13 protein-coding genes and 2 pseudogenes are annotated in these 14,459 nt (G+C 41.9%); 10 read left to right on the top strand and 5 right to left on the bottom strand.

Annotation, left to right across the window (positions count from 1 at the left end; translation table 11 throughout):
• The first annotated feature begins 177 nt into the window (after positions 1–177).
• The 3 genes from H735_RS23325 (at position 178) to H735_RS23315 (ending at position 1,537) form a co-directional block, all read left to right on the top strand.
• Positions 178–387, top strand: coding sequence for a cold-shock protein (locus H735_RS23325; protein ID WP_005433440.1), 210 nt, complete (start codon positions 178–180; stop codon positions 385–387).
• 75 nt (positions 388–462) lie between these two features.
• On the top strand, positions 463–1,008 hold the full coding sequence (locus H735_RS23320; protein WP_027726860.1) for a YaeQ family protein: 546 nt from the start codon (positions 463–465) through the stop codon (positions 1,006–1,008).
• Positions 995–1,537, top strand: a complete 543-nt coding sequence (locus H735_RS23315) for a hypothetical protein (protein WP_020198048.1) — start codon at positions 995–997, stop codon at positions 1,535–1,537. The genes H735_RS23320 and H735_RS23315 overlap by 14 nt, the downstream gene beginning before the upstream one ends.
• Positions 1,538–2,388: 851 nt before the next feature.
• Here the strand turns inward: H735_RS23315 and H735_RS23310 are convergent.
• From H735_RS23310 to H735_RS23300, 3 genes and pseudogenes are all read right to left on the bottom strand, one after another.
• Positions 2,389–3,126, bottom strand: a pseudogene (locus H735_RS23310) (IS5 family transposase).
• A gap of 388 nt (positions 3,127–3,514) precedes the next feature.
• Positions 3,515–4,066 carry a hypothetical protein gene (locus H735_RS23305; RefSeq protein WP_020198218.1) on the bottom strand — a complete coding sequence of 184 codons (552 nt, stop codon included), beginning with the start codon at positions 4,064–4,066 and terminating at the stop codon, positions 3,515–3,517.
• Between the two features lie 129 nt (positions 4,067–4,195).
• A complete protein-coding gene (locus H735_RS23300; RefSeq protein ID WP_020198219.1) occupies positions 4,196–7,168 on the bottom strand; it encodes a hypothetical protein in 2,973 nt (990 codons plus the stop codon).
• 576 nt (positions 7,169–7,744) lie between these two features.
• Between H735_RS23300 and H735_RS32135 the strand changes: the two genes are divergently transcribed.
• The 3 genes and pseudogenes from H735_RS32135 (at position 7,745) to H735_RS23295 (ending at position 9,221) form a co-directional block, all read left to right on the top strand.
• On the top strand, positions 7,745–7,942 hold the full coding sequence (locus tag H735_RS32135) for a helix-turn-helix domain-containing protein (protein WP_373364761.1): 198 nt from the start codon (positions 7,745–7,747) through the stop codon (positions 7,940–7,942).
• A 446-nt stretch (positions 7,943–8,388) separates the two neighbouring features.
• A pseudogene (locus tag H735_RS30440) lies at positions 8,389–8,546 on the top strand (site-specific integrase); the annotation flags it as partial.
• Between the two features lie 315 nt (positions 8,547–8,861).
• Positions 8,862–9,221 carry a glutaredoxin family protein gene (locus tag H735_RS23295; protein WP_020194149.1) on the top strand — a complete coding sequence of 120 codons (360 nt, stop codon included), beginning with the start codon at positions 8,862–8,864 and terminating at the stop codon, positions 9,219–9,221.
• A gap of 78 nt (positions 9,222–9,299) precedes the next feature.
• Here the strand turns inward: H735_RS23295 and H735_RS23290 are convergent, their stop codons facing one another.
• Positions 9,300–9,923: an OmpA family protein gene (locus tag H735_RS23290; protein ID WP_020194148.1), complete on the bottom strand. Its 624-nt coding sequence runs from the start codon at positions 9,921–9,923 to the stop codon at positions 9,300–9,302.
• Positions 9,924–10,295: 372 nt separating this feature from the next.
• On the opposite strand from H735_RS23290, the gene H735_RS23285 reads away from it, so the two are divergent.
• Entirely contained in the window at positions 10,296–10,928 is a 633-nt protein-coding gene (locus H735_RS23285; protein ID WP_020194146.1) for a thiol:disulfide interchange protein DsbA/DsbL, read from the top strand.
• 14 nt (positions 10,929–10,942) lie between these two features.
• Positions 10,943–11,416 (top strand): BamJ family beta-barrel-assembly machinery protein, encoded by a 474-nt coding sequence (locus H735_RS23280; RefSeq protein ID WP_020194145.1) that lies wholly within the window; start codon positions 10,943–10,945, stop codon positions 11,414–11,416.
• A gap of 75 nt (positions 11,417–11,491) precedes the next feature.
• Here H735_RS23280 and H735_RS23275 read toward each other — a convergent pair whose 3' ends face one another.
• A complete protein-coding gene (locus tag H735_RS23275) occupies positions 11,492–12,094 on the bottom strand; it encodes a beta-phosphoglucomutase family hydrolase (protein WP_020194144.1) in 603 nt (200 codons plus the stop codon).
• A gap of 76 nt (positions 12,095–12,170) precedes the next feature.
• Here H735_RS23275 and arfB point away from each other — a divergent pair, with 76 nt between their 5' ends.
• Entirely contained in the window at positions 12,171–12,584 is a 414-nt protein-coding gene (gene arfB / locus H735_RS23270; protein ID WP_027726548.1) for an alternative ribosome rescue aminoacyl-tRNA hydrolase ArfB, read from the top strand.
• A 71-nt stretch (positions 12,585–12,655) separates the two neighbouring features.
• Positions 12,656–14,425, top strand: a complete 1,770-nt coding sequence (locus tag H735_RS23265; RefSeq protein ID WP_027726547.1) for a methyl-accepting chemotaxis protein — start codon at positions 12,656–12,658, stop codon at positions 14,423–14,425.
• Positions 14,426–14,459 lie beyond the last annotated feature (34 nt).

Genomic DNA, 14,459 nt, shown 5'->3' with positions numbered 1-14,459 from the left:
TACCCGTAATTAACCTAGACTCGAACACGGCTAGAAAGTAAAGTTCTTTGTTTTCACATTTCGTTGGATTACTCGTAATTCCCCCGTCCTGTGGTACGCAATAGCAATTTATTTTTCCACGCTATAAGCGCCGATTAGGCGAAGATTTACATAAAATTAGATATTTAGGAAATAAACATGTCTAACAAAGCTACTGGTACAGTTAAGTGGTTCAACGAAACTAAAGGCTTCGGCTTCATCCAACAAGAAAACGGTCCTGACGTTTTCGCTCACTTCTCTGCAATCCAAGGTGACGGCTTCCGTACTCTTGTTGAAGGCCAGAAAGTAGAATTCGAAATCACTCAAGGTCAAAAAGGTCCACAAGCTGAGAAAATCACTCTAGTTTAATCCTTTTAAGATTTTGATATGGTAGCCAGCTTTTTAGCTGGCTATTTTTTTGCCCTCAAATTATTGATCACTCTTATGGCTCTTAAACCGACGATATACAAGTTTCGTATCGCGATCTCCGATATGAACAACGATTACTACGATTCAAAAAACCTGACCATTGCCCTACACCCTTCAGAAAAACCACAGCGCATGTTAGCGCGCATTTTGGCTTACTGTTTGAATGCCCAAAAAGAACTTGAGTTTACTAAGGGTCTTTCTACGACAGAAGAACCGGACTTGTGGCGCGTTGAAGATGACCAATCCATTACACATTGGATTGAAATCGGTGAGCCAGAACCAGACCGCATCAAGAAAGCATCACGCCTTGCTAAGCATGTAAAGGTATACACGTACAACACGAAAGCATCGGTTTGGTGGAATAAAATGGCAGGCAAATTTGGCATGCTTCCAGTGGATGTGGCAAGTCTAGATTACGACGCTATCGACTTGATTTCACAGCACCTTGACCGCGGCACTAGTCTATCTGTTATGATTACCGGCACCTCTATTTTCGTTGATATTAACGAACAACACGTCGAAGTGACGGTGAAGGAATTGCAAAGTAATGACGCCTCTTAATGAACTGATCCAACAAATGGGGTTCACAAACATTCCCTTCGTTAACGAGCACAAAGCAGCAAGGCGACGTTGGACAAAGGAACAAGCCCCATTGTTCATTAGAGTATGTGAAAATAAGCCTGAGACAGCCCCTGCGCTGCATCTACTTGGGCTTTTAACCAAATCTCACATCGAAGCTAGTGCACTCTATGAGCAGCACGCCACGTCGACTCATCACATGCAGCAAGTCTTGAGTGACACGCTAGGTGATGAGCACGCAGAAAAGTTCACTAATCAGTCCGCTGAAGACCTCGTTCTGGTGACACATTTGTGGTTATATACTCAAGGTTATCTCAACATGGACTTTAGCCTTGCGCACGACCATGCTGAGCAAACGCAAAGCATTCTGCAACACGAGTTAGTGATCAAGCGTATGGATCTCGATGCTTTCCGTACCGACTTAATGCAGAGTTTTTACCTCGGTAAAGAAGCAAACCCAGCAAAAGCTAGTGGGTTAATTAGCTGGATAAAGCGCCTATTTTCCTTATAAAAAACATGGTTTTGTCAAAACCAAACACCTGATAGACTACTTCCTTTCATGCAACGGCTTGCTTTGGTTGTTACACATAACCTGTTATTTATAGTTCGTTGCATGACATTCAAGGACACTCATCCACTGAACATCAAGGGATCATTATGAAGTTTATCCGTTGGATTTCATAAAAAAACAACAAAATCTTTTTAAATCAATACATTATTCAGATTTGACTGTTTATAAATACAGTAATTAAACATAAAAATAACCGACAAAAACTGACCTAAAATAACGAGTGCCGCCACAAATGCCGCCACTAAATCTGGTGCTTTAGAGTTTAGAAGGCTCTGAACGTTAGATATCGAAGTCATAAAAACATCTAACAATTACCTAAACGCCTCCTTTCCCTAGTTTCTTCTACAACCGACAAAAGTCGACCTCGACACAAAGTTGGAGTCCTTAACTTTGACACCAACTCAAAAAAACATGTATGAATATACATATAAATTTCGCTATTTGTTAATTTGTGCCTAGGCAGATAAAACGCCGCAACAGAACGTTGGAAACGTGCTCCACTGCATCAGTTTTATTTACGGGGAAACCCCACTAAAAATTTAGTGGAGATAAATATTTCCCAAACACACCCGACTTCTCGCAAACTGGCTGAGTTCGGTTTTGCTCGGAGCCGATGAAAGTGAAAGAGCATTCTCGTAAGGAGAAAAATTATGACCGATAAGCTCAAACAGTTTCGTTCCTATCTCTACCTTAGAACTCAATCTAAGGTCGATAAAGCAACAAAAGAACGAACGTCAGGCTCTGTTGCTTAATTCCGTCAGAAGGCATGTTTATCCCATAGTGCTTGATTCTTAAACGATATACTGAGTTTCTGGCATACCTAACCATGTAAGCTTATCCAGCGCTTTGATCATCGTGTAAGTCTCACCAACTAGAGCGTTGTAGTTTCTCAGGCTTAATTTGCCACCTAACTAACTGTTTCACTCTATACATGGCTGCCTCTGATAGCGAGCGCTGGTGATAGCCATACCGCTTTTTCCACTTTTTATTGGAGCCGTAGAGCTTCTGACTGCCTACTGCTAAATTGCGAGTAGTTCCTTGCTCCCAGGAGATTGCTCCTTCTCGAGGCGGGATAAGCGGAACTGCTCCCTTAATCTGTATAGCATCATGGCAATTTCTTGTGTCATAAGCGCCATCACCTGATATCTCAATTATTGTACGACGTGTCTGCTTGAGTAAGTTGGGGATCACTTCGACATCGGTGGCGTTAGATAGGCTCAGCTCTGCTGCGACCACTTCGTGGGTCTTGTATTTACTGCGATATGCAGCTTACGCCGGACTCTGCGCTTCCCATCAGTACCATGCTCCTCGCCATAAACCTTGAGGCCAGTGGCATCAATTGCCAGATATTGTATTACTCCGCTGGCTTTGGTTATAAATAAAACCTCAACTTCCTTAGTTCGACGGCTTATACAGGTGTAGTGCGGTAGTAATGACTAAGTCGCTGAATCGACGGGATCTACCAACGTTGATTGAGGCTTTGTTGTACTGCGCTTCCAGTTGGTTGTTTTGTAACTAGGGTTAGGCATGAGGATACGATCTGATGGGTGTAGCCGATCAGATCGTGGCTTCTTTATTTAGTTCCATCGATTTACATAACAAAGCCCCTACCATGCAGAAATATAGCGTAAACAATTGAATTAAAATACATTAATTGAAATGCAGTTTAACCAAATTGCACAATTAAAAAGTACGTTAGGAAGAAAATCATCGATTTTGCTCTTTTGGTGAGCAGACAAGGAGATTAGAGCTAAAAGTCCGCCTTTACTTTGCGATTTAACGTAATCGGTAAGGAACGAGCCAAGAATCAAATACAATTGTTGCAACAATTTTAAAATGTCACTCGATTCCGCAAGTTAGAAATGTCAAATTTATTATGTGCTAATGTCATATCTCATTGAGAGTAAGTAACTAGGCTCATGCGCACCTATCTTTGTTGTTCATGCCTTTTTGGTTATTTCTCGTTGTGCGTACTAATTGCTGTAGGCAGCCCCTGGAGATTTGGGCTGGAACTTTACCTTTTTCTAGGCTTTGAGCATGCAAATATCGCTTTAGTTCCAGGTAACTACTTTGTTTGGGTTGGTACTGGACATTCTCCCATTCGATTATCTCGATTTCTTTAAGTGCTTGCAGATATAGAGATTCAAATCCAATACTTTCTGGGTAATAGAAGTTACTAAGATGATGTATTCGAAAGCCGCCTCCCGGCATGCGCCGATTTTGATGGCGGTGCATGGTTTTATTTATCACAAGCCCAGCTAAAGGTGGAAGGCTATAGCGCTCACAAAACTCCAAAATATAAGCAAGAGCACGATGAACATTTCGTGAGTTTGTGCCTACATGTGCAGCTACATCCTCATAGTATAAAATTTCGCAGTGACGGTTCTCTACAAGAAACTGCCATGCTACTTTCGATGCTTCACGCCAATCCTTGTCCTTTACAGGTGCTGCTGTAAATGTGTACTTCATGAAGAGGGTCCGATATTTGGTTTGAAGGTTAGTGCGTAAGCGCACTGAGTGTGCTTAACGTAGAGATTATTTAAGGACGGTACGATGTAATCAAAAAGGCCACCCTGTGATTAAGGTGGCCTTTTTCACTTATATGGCAGTACCAAAATAGGTATTTTTAAGTAGAATCGCCTCATCTATAGGATAAATGGTTGGTAGCTCTATACCGTTACCAAACCCTATAATTTTAGCCCCAGCTTCGTCCAACGTTGCTTTCATTCGTCTATAGCTATTAACGCCTACAACTAAGAAATCATTACAAAGAGTTGAATCATAAATAGCCGCTCTGCTTAGCACTCTATCGCCTGTATTTAGTTCAAAGAAGGCGCTTTCTCTAATCGTATCGTAATCGCTCCAATCACTACTACGACTCACTGTATATAATTGAGCTTGTCTTAATGTAAGATCATCTTGTTGGTTATATCTCAATAGTAAGTGCGCAATATCCCCAGCAGCTAGAAGTTCGACACTATGAATGATACTTTGGTCTTCAGTAAGAGCGCGTGAGTTGATCTTTGTTACTGTATAGTTTCGATTTACTCTGTATAAGTTCTTTTTGGTGGCGATTAACAGTGCAATATCGTTTTGACCATTAATGGCGACAACATCTTGAAGATCTCCATCATCAGCATCAAACCCTGAGACTTTATAGGTTGGCATACTATCTAAACCATCTGTCATATAAACGGCGGTAGAGCCACTCCTTAGTTTGCACAAAAACAGTGCTGCTGTATTCGAGAACCGATCTGCTGACTCGACAACAGCGATAACAGAAGTGATATCTCGGTCTGCTGAGCCATCCCAATCAAGCTCTTGAACAAAACCATTCGAAGACACTAAGTTGTAATCCTGATAACAAGCCTTAGCATTATCTTTATTTAGATATCGTTCAAAAGAATACACAACACCATATCGTTCATTGGAATGTGATACTGCGACCGCTCGAGAGTTTGATATCGACTGGTCTAGTTCGAATGTAGCGTTGTCTTCTGAGGTAAGTTCTAGTGTTTTCAATGATGTATTCTGAAGGTAACTGAAACCTCGCTCATCTTTTACGACTGAAATGAATTTACCTTTTTCGTCAAAAATATAGCCGTTTGGCTCAACGACAGTATTGGTGAAGTCCTTGATAGGTGTTGCGACATACACTGGTCTTGTTAAGTCATAGATCCACCGCGCTATCATAATGACAGCACCAACAGCAAGTACTGCTATACCTAATGGTCCTGCAAATGAAGCGCCGACTAATGCCCCAACCCCTGCAATTACACCTACCGTTGATACAACTACATTTAGCGTTTCAAATACAATATCTGCTGTATCTCCAGAATATCCAGCTTCAACTAAAGCCGCTATACCAAAACCTAAACTCACCACTGAAAGAACAAGAGATGCTTTCGCAAGGAATTTGCCTACAGCTGAGTTGCTAAAGATGGCATCGGCGATTTTGGTTGTGAATCTTGAAATCACTTTATTCGTGTTTTTCATACCCAACCAAAAGTTTGCATACCTTTGAAAATACATAGCCCCTTTGGCTATTTCGGATGGTAGCTTTTTAGTCATGTACTTAGAAATCGCTTTAACCGCAGCGTAATAGCCAAGGCTAGCAGTCGTTTCAAACATTGAAATACCAATACCAAGCTTATCTGCAAACCCCATTTGTTCTTCATCGGAGCCTGTAGTCGCCCATGCATAGTGACTGGTCCCAACAATGAAAAGAAGCATATTTAGTATCGCAGATGGAGCGTTTGTTCTACCACCACTAACAGTAATCATCTTGGTTAAACGACTTTGGGTAAATCGTATAATGGGATTCGATCCTCTTAGGCTGTGATTTACGAAACTCTGTCTAGTTTGTATTTTATCAGAGGTAGCGAACTCGGAAACGGGATCGTTGAACATTGGATAAATATTTGAAATTTTTCGGACACTATCCTCACTATAAATGCTGGTTTCTGAGTCCATATTAGTAAGTACAGAAATAAATTCACTTTCATCATTTTCATTAAAAAATTGACGCCAAAACTCTTGTATATCAGCATTGCTATCATTCTTTAGTAGTTCGAGCGTTTCATTTATTACATGTTGATTGTTTACTGCAGAGTATTCGTCAGAACGACTTCCCCACTTTGTGCTCAAGCTTGTTGCTAAAACAAATGTATTGTACAAAGTGTCTTCGAACCTCTTTATACTCTCGTCTGACAATCCACCTGAGCCCTGACTATTCAAAATCTTCATAGCACTCACGAGGCTAAGTGTATTATGTTGATTTTCTTCATAGAGGTCATTCTCTATGAGCATAGAATCCATTCTTGCTTCTACTCTTACATCCTCGAGAACCGATTTATATAAATCTACCGCCCATGATGTCGGGTTGGATAATTTATACTGAGCCAGTTTACTTGCTCCAGAATCGGTTGCAAAATCCACGGCTATATTGTAGAAATCAGCCATAAGATTATGAAACTTTTGAGATTCTTCTTCTTCCGCTATATTCTTTAAAATACCATACATATCCCAAGAGTTAAGCTGATGTCTTTCATCACGACTTATCTGGCTTAATTTAGCTTCATCTTGGAATGAGCTTTGTATCATTTGTGCAATATACTCAGGCATAATTTCTTCTAAGTACACTCGATGTCTACTTATGATTTGCCAAACGGAGTCATTATTATCAGCCATATTAATAATTGCTTCTTTTGGCCATATAGCGTCTCCCATCTCAGAAGCTATTCCGCTATGATTTTGACAAAACACATGCTTGATAGATTCGTTGAGCATTACATTTGCTATGTACTGTACTTCATCAATAGCTTGTTCGAAGGTCTGACTAGGATACCCAGCAAACGCAAGAGCGCTCGTCTCTTTTGTATAGAAATTAATATTTTCTAACTCTTCTAAAGTTAGAGACTTCGATGATAGTGAAGTGTTATTTACAGCAGCAAAAACTTGATTAGGCACAAAGACCGTACTTGCCGCAACGGTGATAGCAGAGAGTGACGAGTATTTCAAAAATACTCTTTTTGACGGATCAAACTTATTATTTATAATTGTATTAGCCATGATTATTCAACCTTATTTTTGTTGATGATTATGTAAGTTGTTACATGTAGTGTTTATTTCCCTTACGATTAATAACGGCCTATTCCTCTTTTTAAGTCATGAAAAAACTTACGCTAAATTTATTTGATTTATAAGTTAGATTTTGAATCATTTCCTGCATTTATATTATGTCAATATTAATTAGCCATACATTAATTAGCGATCCATAAATCAAACTACACAAATAAATTTCACATCAATTATTTTCATATAATTGAGATACTTTCAAACATCGCCACGCTTTTGCGATAATAAAAATATACATATAAATTCATTTTCTATTTGTTGTTGTTTTTCTTAATTCGAGACTCTATAAGGACTAAAAGAACAAAGGCTTTTTCAGAGAATTGAATAATGAGAATTTTATCAAAAAAAAACATATACAAAACACCATGCTTATAAATTAGTTAAATAACGCAATGTAATCAATTACCCTTCCCTCTAAAAGGCACACAACGAATATTTGTGTCTATATATTTCATTTTGTTTCAATATATTTCACACAAAGAGCTTTGAATATTTATTCAATTTATAGTTTTGAGACGATGCGTCACAAATTTTTATTTATCCACATATTTTGCTCGGGGCGTAGGAGCGACTGACATTGCGCGGCAACTAGGAAGTGCACGCTCGACAGTATATAAAGTGTTAAATGAAACCAATGACTGGCTAGAAGAAAGGACGCGATTTACCAACCACCTAGCAGGCACAATCGAAATCTCATTGTTACTATGACACTGCCACAGGAATGCTTTTGCGTCGGGTGATTGTTCACAGAAACTGAGCCAAACAGAAAAATGGATGGCACAAAGTGAGAAACGAATCTGGTGCAAAAACCATTTTCGTTTTGAGGCGAGTTATCGTGGGAGGAACGCGGTACCGGAATGAACCGAGCAAACGCGATAATTCCCTCACCGAGTTGAAAAATAAATGCATACCGCTCCTACTCTAAAAAAGCTAAGTATGAGATAAGACACAAATGACCAAGAACTTAAGTAATAAGCAAAAACTCGAACTGGTAGATTTGGGGTTATGCATTACAGCTCAAGATTATTATCAAGCAGCAATGTCACTTAAACAAAACGACATTGGAGGCAAGCCATAGTGTGTATTACCGTCTCTATCGATAGAATGTTACTTAAAACTTACCACCTACTAGAGAAGTATTGGCGTTAATGTTTCGCACATTCGCCAGTAACTTCATGATAAACAGAGGTAACGTATTAGTATTTCAAGATGTACTAGGGCATGCAGATGTAGAAATGACGATGCGTTATACACATTTCGCGCCAGATCACTTAACTGATGCACTTACTCTCACCCACTCAATAACGTATAGTTTACCGTGCCATATTTTTTAACCTCTGTCGCAACTTACCAAAATCTGGTCAATATTTAACTACACAGAACGTATCGAATTAATATTAAGTTTCGGTCCTGGCAAAGAAGCAACCCCAGCAAAAGCCAGTGGGTTAATTAGCTGGATAAAGCGCCTGCTTTCCTCATAAAAAACATGGTTTTGTCAAAACCAAACACCTGATAGACTACTTCCTTTCATGCAACGGCTTGCTTTGGCTGTTATATATGGCCTGTAATTTATAGCTCGTTGCATGACATTCAAGGACACTCATCTACTGAACATCAAGGGATCATTATGAAGTTTATCCGTTGGATTTTGGGAAAAATCATCTTACTTCTCAACGCTGTATTCTCCCCTCGTGGCGTTAAACGCTCAGCAGAGGCACAAAAAAGCGTTGATGACAAAGCGAAGAACTACGCGCTATACCAATTTGAAGCTTGTCCTTTCTGCGTAAAAGTTCGCCGTGCCATGAAGCGTCAATCCGTGAACATTGAATTACGTGATGCGAAAAACGACCTAGTACATCGTGAAGCACTTGAGCAAGGTGGCGGGCGAGTGAAAGTACCTTGTCTTCGCATTGAAAAAGATGGCGAAACGCAATGGCTTTACGAATCTTCAGACATCGTCGCTTACATTGAAAAAGAATTTGCCTAGTTCCCCCTAAGAACATTGGCGGATGTAAAAGAGGCACCATACGGTGCCTCTTTTCTTTTGTTTCGATTCAATGGGAATTTACAGATCGACAATCAACATCAATTCCACGCGGCGGTTACACGCCTTACCACTTGCCGTTGCATTACTGCACTGGGGTACATATTCACCAAAACCACGCGAGAAGACTCGTTGGCGCGGCAAGCTTGTGGCTAACAATTGCTTTTCAACTTCGCGAGCACGTTTCTCAGACAGAGAATCATTAAAGGTTGCTGCGCCTGTGCTGTCCGCATGGCCATCAATCACTACATCGACATCCGCACGTCCAGCAAGATAATGCCCTAGATTACGTAACCAATCTTCTGACTGTGATGATAATCTCGCAGACCCAGTTTGGAAGTGTACCTGTTCTTTCAAACGCACCATAAGGTGGTCGCCACTGATGGTTTCGTGGGCGATTTGATGCCTATTTAAAAACATCTCCAGTGACGTCACGCCCTGTGACTTTTTTCCCATAGTGCTCGGTGCTTGAGCCACATAGCGAGGTGTTGATGCGTAAGACTTCGCATAACCCCACTCTGGGTGTCTAAGTTCTGAGTTAGTTCGAGGAGCGGTATCCAACATATTACCGCCCGGAACCATATCTGAATTAATGCTGCCACATCCAGCTAAAAGGCCGCATGCCACTAAAAACCAATGCTTCATACCGTTACCAACGTAGAATGAATTCCTGTTCACTGTGTCGGCTCAAATCGTCCAAACTTTAGTGCTTTTTACCATTTCATCCCATTTACCAAGCACCTATCGTGCCAACGTTATGACTTCACTTCTCATTTGTCTAACGTCATCAATGATGATTGACAGAATACCAATGTTGCACTTATCAAGAGCGATCTTTGTAACGGTCGAAATCTTCGATTTTTCAAGCATTGAAGCCGTTAATTGACTCGTCATAGCCATGTTTTGTCTAAACTTTCTCCGATTGTCTCACTTTAGTGTAACAAGCCGTATTAATGGTTTTCGTCGATACCGTTAACCGATAAACTAGCAACAATTTTACTATTTAGAGCCTGACCCATGTTTAAAACTATTTCTAAAGGCGCTGCACTTTTTGCGGCAGTATTTGCCCTTACAGCTTGTGATAACGGCAATAGTCAGCCACAACAAGGCAAGCAGTACGAAGAGCTGCCTGTTTCTCTTGCTGAATACAACCTAGCGCCAGTTACTGAAGTTTTCTCTCTAACTTGCGGCCACTGTCGTACGATGGAACAGTTCGTTCCCCAGATTGAATCGTTGACAGAACAAAAAGTTGAGAAGATGCACGTTACCTTTAACGAGAGTGCACAGATCAGCGCGATCATCTTCTACACAGCAGCAATGCAAGTTAACGGCACACCAGACAAAGCATTTATGGAAGAGCTGTTTGCCGCAGTTCAAATGGGTGCAGATGCAACAGCAGACGAACGCCAAGCGGCAGTTGAGAAAGCATTTGAGTCTCGCAACCTAGTAAGCCCATACAAACTAGATGACGCGCAACAAGCAAAACTGTTTGAATACATCACCAAAGCAGAAGAGATCACAACTCGTGGTCAAATTAACTCAGTTCCAGCGTTTATCGTAAACGGTAAATACCAAGTGATCACTGGTGGTCACGAAACCGTTGAAGCTATGGCTGACACCATCAACTATCTGCTAAAACAACCAAAATAAGACAAGGAGCTACTGTGTCTAAATTTCTGTTTCCTCTTATTATTTTCGTCCTAGCGGCATTTTTTATCTACCGCACTTGGACCAACCACAAAGTGGCTGACGAGAACTTTGCCAAAGGCCAAGAATTCCTGCTTGAGAACAGCAAGAAAGAAGGTGTAATTACCACAGAGAGTGGCCTGCAATACCTAGTGCTTGAGAAAGGTACTGGTGATGTACACCCGACCGCAACGAGCAAAGTGAAAGTGCACTACCACGGCACACTGATCGACGGCACAGTTTTCGATAGCTCTGTAGAGCGCGGCGAGCCAATCACATTCGGCCTAAACCAAGTGATTAAAGGCTGGCAAGAAGGTCTGCAGTACATGGTTGTGGGTGAGAAAATCCGCCTGTTCGTACCAAGCACACTTGGTTACGGTAAAAACGGTACGGGCCCTATCCCACCAGCAAGTGTACTGATCTTTGATGTGGAACTATTGGACATCCAATAATCCTCAACTAGAACAAAAAACGCCGCATTGATTGCGGCGTTTTTTATTGAATGAGCTCTTCTGAGCAATGGCGAATTAAGCTTTTGGATAAAAGACTAACTTATCCCCTTCCACCATCACACAATCCATACCTGCTGCGTGAGCGGCTTTCTTGCCTAACTCGGTATCTTCAAACACCACACAGTCTTGTGCGCTTAAGCCAAGTTGTTCTGCGGCCATAAGGAATGTATCTGGGAAAGGTTTGTGGTTTTCGACGTCCGTCGCTGTGACGACAGCATTTAGCTTCTTCAAGATGCCTGCTTTCGCCAATAGACGCAGTGCACTGTCTCGTTGGCTACCGGTTCCAACTGCGATTTTCTTATTACCTAGATGTTCATCCAACACGATGTTGGTACACGAGATTATTTCTCCGTGTTGTTCCATCTCTGCGAACGTGTCCATTTTGAATCGAGATACGGTTTTAGGGTCGAGAGACAAACCGTGTTGACGGTTCACTTCGCCAACGATTTTGAAGCTTGGCATACCGCCTAAACTGTGCAACCAATCTTGGTTGAAAGGGAAATCGAAACGGTCTGCCGTCGCTTGCCACGCTGCTAGATGCGCTGGCATGGTGTCGATTAAGGTGCCGTCCATATCGAAAATCAACCCTTTATAGGGGCTTAAGTCTATCGTATTCATGTCAATTCTTCTATTTGTACATCTCTGATGGTAATTTATCAGCCATTACAACATTCCTTATTGGCATTTAGTAAACATGCTCAAAATTTCGAACTCCGTCACAATTCAAGATTGGGAAATCCAATTATCTCCCATCAGGGCTCAAGGAAGTGGTGGGCAAAACGTTAATAAGGTATCGTCCGCGATACATTTGCGCTTTGACGTACGTCATTCCACGCTGCCGGAATTCTATAAAGAGCGATTACTTGCCCTTTCTGACAACCGAATATCCAAAGATGGCGTCATCATCATCAAAGCACAACAGTTTCGGACGCAAGAGCAGAACAAAGAAGACGCACTAAATCGATTACAAGCGTTAATACAATCTGCAAGCCGACAAGAAAAGAAGCGTATTAAAACCAAACCAACTCGCGCTTCGCAACGTCGTAGACTTGATAGCAAAAACAAGCAAGCGACAAAAAAACAGCAACGCCAAAGAGTGCTGTACTAATAAACGTCAGAGCTAGCCATTGGGAACCTTTTTGGGCTCCTTACTTTAGTCAACTATTCAGGACAAACTTTATGACTATTAGGCACAAGCTCTACTCCTTAGGAGTGATCGCCATTCTGGGCATTATGACCCTGCTGGGTACCTCGTCACACTTCGCTAACCAAAGCCAAGAGCTCGGTCATGCTGTTAAGCTCGTTGGTGATTTAGAGATTCGTCTCCTTAACCTACGCCGTAATGAAAAAGACTTCTTGTTGCGTAGTAACATCAAGTACCTTGATAAGTTCGATGGTAACGTCGATAAGTTCTTGGTGATTGAACAAGAATTGGCTGGCATCCTTAACCGTTATGACCTTCCTTCTAGCCACCAATTCAAGCAAGACTTATTGGCCTATCAAAAAGGTTTCCAGACTTTAGTTTCTGCCTACGGACGCTACGGTCTAGATTCGGAAAGCGGCTTATGGGCAAGTTTTGAGCGAGAGCTTTTCGCTTCAGAGCAAAATGCTGATTATCAACAAGTTATGGCTCTGACTAAATTCTCAGAACTTGTTAAAGCCGGTGAAATGGACGAAAGCCTTCTAAAAGGCCTATACGTACCTGCTTTGATTGAAAGTGCGCGTCAGCTTGCTGCGCAAAAGCAAACTATCGGCGTGGTTTACAATAAGGGTTTATTGGGTGATACTCGTGCTCTGTCACACGCGGTAGAACAGCAGTTCAAAACCTTTTCATCTGCCCTGAGCGATGCGGCACAAGCTCGTGATAGCCAAAACAACTTGGTGAAGCAAGTCATCACAGCGGTGGTGCTCGTCATCATCTTTGCCTTGATCTTCCAAATTTCACGTTCGATCAATACTCGCGTTAGCAGCTTGCTTACCACCATTAAAAACATTAGTGAAAGCAACAACATGGGCCTGCGCTCTGAACTTGCGGGGAAAGATGAACTGGCAGACATCAGCCATCATTTAAACGATCTGTTAGACAAACTTGAGCACCTTATCCACGGAACACAAGAGAAGTCAGCGCAACTATCGGCAAGTACAGACAACATGCACCGTGAGCTAGAAGGCGTAATGGAACAATTCCATGCCCAAGCCGATCATACTTCGTCGATGGCAACCGCCGTTCAGCAAATGGTCGCAACCATTGGTGAAATTTCTGAAAGCACCTCTGTGGCAGTTGAAGGCGTTCACCAAGCAGCAAACAATGCAGAACAAGGTCGCACCGTTGTCGAGACAACAGTATCAAACGTAGGCCAGTTGACCGGTATTCTTTCAAACAGTCAGCAGTCCATTGGCTCTCTCAACGAGCACGTAGCGAAAATTGGCGGCGCAGTAAATATCATCCAAGATATCGCTGAACAAACTAACCTACTCGCGCTTAACGCAGCGATTGAAGCAGCACGTGCCGGAGAACAAGGTCGCGGCTTCGCTGTAGTGGCCGATGAAGTACGTGCACTGGCAAGTCGCACTCATCAATCGACAGAAGAAATCACCCGCGTGGTGTCTGATATTCAATCTCAGATGTCGATGGTGGTATCTGATATCGACCAGTGTAATGATCAGGGTCAGCAAACCCTACAAGCATCGGAGAAGCTAGATTCAAGCCTTCAACAAATCATCGCAGACATGCACGCAATTCAAGGCAACTCTGAGCGCATCGCATCAGCCATTGAAGAGCAAGGCATCGTGATGAATCAGGTGAGCGATTCGATTACTGAGCTAAACGTGATTTCAGAGAACAACATGCAATCAGCACAAGAATGCTTACATGAGGTGAACTCTGTTTCAGCTCAAGCCCATGAAATGGATGATGCTGTTGCTGAATTCAAAACACGCAGCGTGTAATCTACCTTCCCTCGCAATCATTATTGCTAGATAA

The sequence above is a fragment of the Vibrio owensii CAIM 1854 = LMG 25443 genome (genome assembly GCF_000817815.1).
In the GTDB taxonomy this organism is placed as follows: Bacteria; Pseudomonadota; Gammaproteobacteria; order Enterobacterales; family Vibrionaceae; genus Vibrio; species Vibrio owensii.
This window is presented reverse-complemented; position numbering and strand designations above follow the sequence as displayed.

What these genes read in the sequence shown, in the direction of transcription:
- H735_RS23320 (WP_027726860.1), top strand. Translation starts at nt 463, where the DNA reads ATGGCTCTTAAACCGACGATATACAAGTTTCGTATCGCGATCTCCGAT.
- H735_RS23315 (WP_020198048.1), top strand. Translation starts at nt 995, where the DNA reads ATGACGCCTCTTAATGAACTGATCCAACAAATGGGGTTCACAAACATT.
- H735_RS23265 (WP_027726547.1), top strand. Translation starts at nt 12,656, where the DNA reads ATGACTATTAGGCACAAGCTCTACTCCTTAGGAGTGATCGCCATTCTG.
- arfB (WP_027726548.1), top strand. Translation starts at nt 12,171, where the DNA reads ATGCTCAAAATTTCGAACTCCGTCACAATTCAAGATTGGGAAATCCAA.
- H735_RS23325 (WP_005433440.1), top strand. Translation starts at nt 178, where the DNA reads ATGTCTAACAAAGCTACTGGTACAGTTAAGTGGTTCAACGAAACTAAA.
- H735_RS23290 (WP_020194148.1), bottom strand. Translation starts at nt 9,923, where the DNA reads ATGAAGCATTGGTTTTTAGTGGCATGCGGCCTTTTAGCTGGATGTGGC.
- H735_RS23285 (WP_020194146.1), top strand. Translation starts at nt 10,296, where the DNA reads ATGTTTAAAACTATTTCTAAAGGCGCTGCACTTTTTGCGGCAGTATTT.
- H735_RS23300 (WP_020198219.1), bottom strand. Translation starts at nt 7,168, where the DNA reads ATGGCTAATACAATTATAAATAATAAGTTTGATCCGTCAAAAAGAGTA.
- H735_RS23305 (WP_020198218.1), bottom strand. Translation starts at nt 4,066, where the DNA reads ATGAAGTACACATTTACAGCAGCACCTGTAAAGGACAAGGATTGGCGT.
- H735_RS23295 (WP_020194149.1), top strand. Translation starts at nt 8,862, where the DNA reads ATGAAGTTTATCCGTTGGATTTTGGGAAAAATCATCTTACTTCTCAAC.
- H735_RS23275 (WP_020194144.1), bottom strand. Translation starts at nt 12,094, where the DNA reads ATGAATACGATAGACTTAAGCCCCTATAAAGGGTTGATTTTCGATATG.